Consider the following 4,507-nt stretch of genomic DNA (forward strand, 5'->3'; position numbering starts at 1 on the left):
GGATGTTACCCAGCTACAAAACCGTTCCCAGGTGTTGGCGCTCTCGCGCTGCTGAATGGTAGTAGTCATGTTGGATATGATTGCTGTATTGAATTTTCGAGGTACTTATCCGGCAGTTGTTTTTCTACCGTGTCTATAATATGACACACTCGGTTAAGGTTTGTAAAGGGGTTGAGCCACACTTATTCTCATGGCTGCCATAAGTAGGGCTTATCATGGCTGTGGTCCCAGGCGGCTATGGGTGGCTGGGGATATAATCGTGAGCAACTCGGAAATACGAGAGAGGGGGGAACGGAAAATGTCAGTAACTCACTGCCAATACTAGCCCCGAAACTGCTACGGAAACGGACTGGGAACCCTCCATGCCGCCGACAGATTTGATTTTTGATGATGGAGAGCCTTTAGAAAGTAACCGTCACCGTATTGCCATCAACGTCCTGATCCGGTCATGGCAACAGGCTGGGAGCGATCGCCACTCTATGAACTGTTAACTACCGATGTGGGGAACGATAGAAGGGACGTTTAACCACTGTTGCCGGGTAGATTTTATTACGGATTTCCACTTCTACTTGGCGGCCGATTTTGGCTAATTCTACGGGAACATAGGCTAAGGCGATCGCCTTTTCCAGGGTAGGGGACATTGTGCCGCTGGTAATTTCTCCCACAACCTCGCCGCCAGCCTTCACAGGATAACCGTGGCGGGCAATATATCGCCCCTGCATTTCTAACCCCACTAACCGCCTCGATAAACCCCCTGATTTTTGCGATTCTAGGGACTCACGGCCGATAAAGTCTCCCTTCTCATCCCAATGGATTAACCAGCCTAAACCGGCCTCTAAAGGGGTGGTATGGGTATCAATATCTTGCCCATACAAAGCCATTGCCGCTTCTAAACGCAGGGTATCTCTAGCGCCCAAACCACAGGGAGTTGCCCCCACTTCTATTAAGTGTCGAAATAAATTTACTCCGGTGTGGGGATTTACCATTACCTCAAACCCATCCTCTCCGGTGTATCCGGTGCGGGCGATAAATGCAGGTTTTCCTAATAGGGTGGTTTCTATATGTCCAAAATTGGCAACTGCTGATAAGTCGGCTTCTACTAGGGGTCCAAGGACGGCTTCCGCTTGAGGTCCCTGGACTGCAATTAATACCTGGCTGCGAGATAGGTCTTCTAGGGCGACTCCGGTTCCTTCCAAATGGGCGACAACCCAAGCCTTATCTCTGGACTTGGTGGCTGCATTAACAATCATCATTCCCCGCTGGTTTCCTGTGGCTGGGTCTAAGCCTTGGTAGTAAAAAATGACATCATCCAATATGCCGCCACTGCTATTTAATAGGACTGTATATTGGGCTTGACCGGGTTGTAGACGACTGAGACTAGAGGGAAATAGGGGTTCGAGGGCATTGATTAGCTGTTCACCTTGGAGGGAAAATTTGCCCATGTGGGAGATGTCAAATAGTCCCACTTGCGATCGCACTGCTTGATGTTCTTGGGTAATACCGGAATACTGAACCGCCATTTCCCAGCCTGAAAATGGAACCATCCGGCCTTTGAGTTCAACGGATAGGTCATATAGAGGGGTGCGAGTCAGGGTTGGTTTCATTGCCGGAGTCTAACGGTAATGGGATAAGTATTTATTTTAAGGCAAACTTTCACAACTTCGATCGCCTCCCTGGAAACTCTCCTTTCGCCTGCATTGCCTTTAAACCCTTATCCTGACAGCGATAGCGGGTTATTACTCAACCCCTATATCCTATCGAGTTACTCAAATGTTACTCACAATCTAGTCCTAGCACAGGAAAATAATTCTGTCAATAGGTTGATTACTCAGTCAATAAGCACAACTTAATCAATCTGTCAAATACCCATACCACCCCCCTAACCAAACACCGATAAGGTAACTCTCTCGTGATAGCAGTCAATGGCAAGCCTATCGGTTCGTTACGAACCATTGACTGCTATCACATCGGTCGCACCCCTAAGAGTGTTTGTTTCGGTTAGGGGGGGGATATGCTTCCAAGTCAACACGATAGCCGTAGGTAGCCGTAGGGGGAACCCACTAGGTTATCAATGTACAACGATACCCCTATCAATGTACAAAGATATCAGACCGCCTACCTGGTTCCCTATGGGAGTCAGATTATTGGTGAAATCTTGAGGAGCCTACTCGCTACCAACAAAATGCGATCGCATAATCTAACTATCATCTACCAGAACCAACCCGATACCCCTAAACAACTTTTCAACTGGTAACTTGTTTCGTCATCTCTCGCTGATACCTACATAATCCTAGGGAATTGCCTTACCATCGAAACCGATACCTACATACCGCTAGACAAGTCTCCAATTTTTGGTGGTAATCATCCCAGGCGGAACCCAGTACCCCTAATAGACGGGTTAAGGTTTTGGCTTAGGGTGTTTATTGTAGGTAAATTAGGGGTGAGCATTCATATAAACCATTTACTGGACTGAAAATACAGTCTAGTAAACAGATAATATGAATGAACCCCTACAGTCAGAAACCATAGGGGCCATTTAAGTTATTGGGGTAGGTGTTATCTGTTAGCTGTTAGGGTTTACGCCAACCATCATCATCAATATCATCTCTGTTGATTGGGAGATGGGGTGATTGCTTTTTATCTTCTAACTGTTTTTTACCAACTGTTGATGGTATAAAATCATTAACATATCTAATCAAATAATTTAGGCTATTTTGGATACCGTCTAACCTATTCTCAATAAGTAAGTTTCCTGTATGCGTAATGAACATACTGATAATAATCGCGACAATAATTAATCCTAGTTCAACTATTATTAAGTTCATTTATATTAATTTCCAAAAATGAAGTGTAAACCATTTAATCCTTTCTAGTGGAGAAAATGAAGCGTAAAAATTGCTGTACGGCGGTGATTCAATTATTTGATATTCATTAAGCCATATAGTCTCTTTTTTAACCATCATATTCTGCTTCACATCATTGTAGGCATAGAATTTAAGCCACCCTGCCATTTTCCAGTACACGGGTACACTGTCAGCGTCAAATAATATCCTAACAAATTTACTGCCAGAAATGTCAGGCAATTTTTTAGTACCGTGTAGCTATCATCTTCTATCCTGAAATTAAGTTCATAAACTTTAAACCAATTATTTTCAGATATATCAAGTGCATTAGGCATTATCTGTTAATTTATTGTTGAGTGTTTAGCATATTTTCTAATTTGTCGATTTTTTCTGATAATTCCTGAATTGCCGCAATCACTAATGGTATCAGTTTATCATACATTATTGTTAAGTAATCTATTTTTTTGTCGTCAACTTCAGGACTATCTGTATGGTCATTTTTAACCACTTCAACTGCGTTAGGGTATATATTTTGTACTTCTTGAGCAATTAAACCAAATTGTTCTGTACTTGGATTAAAGCCATGAAATGCTGCAAGTTCATTATACTTAAACCACGTGACTGTCAATGCGTTAATTTCGCTTAACCCTATAGTTGGTTTTGATAAAAGTGTTTTGAATTTAATATCAGAGCTACCTTTAACGTAGTCTCCATTATCGTTAATATAAGATACAKTTGTGCCTCCTACTCTAAATCTAGTATGTACTCCAGATGATGAAAGAGTTGAGCTCTTTGTAAAATATGTCTGTCCGTTGTATACTTGTATTGAACATCTATCGTTAGGAACAGCTCGCCAATCGCTTTGATGAAAATTAATACCATGATATATAAATACTCTAGGATTATTATTTGCTTCTAATTCCATAGAATAATTCCCTTGATGAGAAAACGCCCAGCTATTTCCTCCAACTCTACTATTTAGTACTAAACTTGCCGAACTAGCACTAGAGCCTATCCGGCGGATGTCAAACCCCCTCCAAACATTAAAATCAATAAGCATATTTCCATCAGGAAAACTTTCATTAGTTGCAAAAGTTACTGGATTATTTGTTATGTTAAATATTTTAATTCCTGTTAAAGTTTGATTACCTGTAGTTCTAACCACAGTTGAATCTACATCAATTGTTCTATTAGCTGCTAAAGTTCCTCCTCCGGATAAACCATCACCTGCAGTTAATGTAATATTTGAATGTGTGTGCGTTGTGGGATTCCTAGCGTCAGATAATCTACTATCATTGCCTTGAYAGGCTGTGTTTGCTGTAGTGCCGTAAGCAACTGCCCATGTTGTTGCAGCACTCCCATTAAAATTATTTCCAGTTAATCCCGTACCATTTGTTAATGTATTAGGAGTCTTGGCAGTTATTGTTATATTGGCACTACCATTAAACGAAGTCCCATTAATTGTTCTTGCAGTTTGGAGCGTGGTTGCAGTTGCTGCATTACCTGTAATATTAGAGCTTGTAAAAGCTAATTTTTGCCAGCTACTCCAGACTCCACTTACACGATTTATTTGATAAATACCTTCTCCTCCAAAAGGTATCATTGTTTGAGAAATCAAAGAATCATTATATCTTTGTACAGTACAAAAACGCCATGAACTTCCC

Annotated in this window: 5 protein-coding genes; 2 read left to right on the forward strand and 3 right to left on the reverse strand. The window is 41.6% G+C overall.

Annotated features, from left to right (window positions below):
* Positions 1–362: 362 nt before the first annotated feature.
* Positions 363–491, forward strand: coding sequence for a hypothetical protein (locus B9T16_RS26190; protein ID WP_006615989.1), 129 nt, complete (start codon positions 363–365; stop codon positions 489–491).
* Here the strand turns inward: B9T16_RS26190 and gcvT are convergent, their stop codons facing one another.
* A complete protein-coding gene (gene gcvT / locus B9T16_RS26195; protein WP_006615988.1) occupies positions 492–1,604 on the reverse strand; it encodes a glycine cleavage system aminomethyltransferase GcvT in 1,113 nt (370 codons plus the stop codon).
* A 467-nt stretch (positions 1,605–2,071) separates the two neighbouring features.
* Between gcvT and B9T16_RS26200 the strand changes: the two genes are divergently transcribed.
* Complete coding sequence (locus tag B9T16_RS26200) at positions 2,072–2,254, forward strand: hypothetical protein (protein WP_410246128.1); 183 nt, start codon at positions 2,072–2,074, stop codon at positions 2,252–2,254.
* Between the two features lie 316 nt (positions 2,255–2,570).
* Here B9T16_RS26200 and B9T16_RS26205 read toward each other — a convergent pair whose 3' ends face one another.
* Both B9T16_RS26205 and B9T16_RS26210 read right to left on the reverse strand, forming a co-directional pair.
* Entirely contained in the window at positions 2,571–2,825 is a 255-nt protein-coding gene (locus B9T16_RS26205; protein WP_410246129.1) for a hypothetical protein, read from the reverse strand.
* Positions 2,826–3,189: 364 nt separating this feature from the next.
* Positions 3,190–4,507, reverse strand: a 1,318-nt coding sequence (locus B9T16_RS26210; protein WP_410246130.1) for a pyocin knob domain-containing S74 family peptidase, incomplete at its 5' end; no start/stop codon positions are given.

Source organism: Arthrospira sp. PCC 8006 (assembly GCF_046480465.1).
Lineage (GTDB): Bacteria > Cyanobacteriota > Cyanobacteriia > Cyanobacteriales > Microcoleaceae > Limnospira > Limnospira platensis.

What these genes read in the sequence shown, in the direction of transcription:
- B9T16_RS26200 (WP_410246128.1), top strand. Translation starts at nt 2,072, where the DNA reads ATGTACAACGATACCCCTATCAATGTACAAAGATATCAGACCGCCTAC.
- B9T16_RS26190 (WP_006615989.1), top strand. Translation starts at nt 363, where the DNA reads ATGCCGCCGACAGATTTGATTTTTGATGATGGAGAGCCTTTAGAAAGT.
- gcvT (WP_006615988.1), bottom strand. Translation starts at nt 1,604, where the DNA reads ATGAAACCAACCCTGACTCGCACCCCTCTATATGACCTATCCGTTGAA.
- B9T16_RS26205 (WP_410246129.1), bottom strand. Translation starts at nt 2,825, where the DNA reads ATGAACTTAATAATAGTTGAACTAGGATTAATTATTGTCGCGATTATT.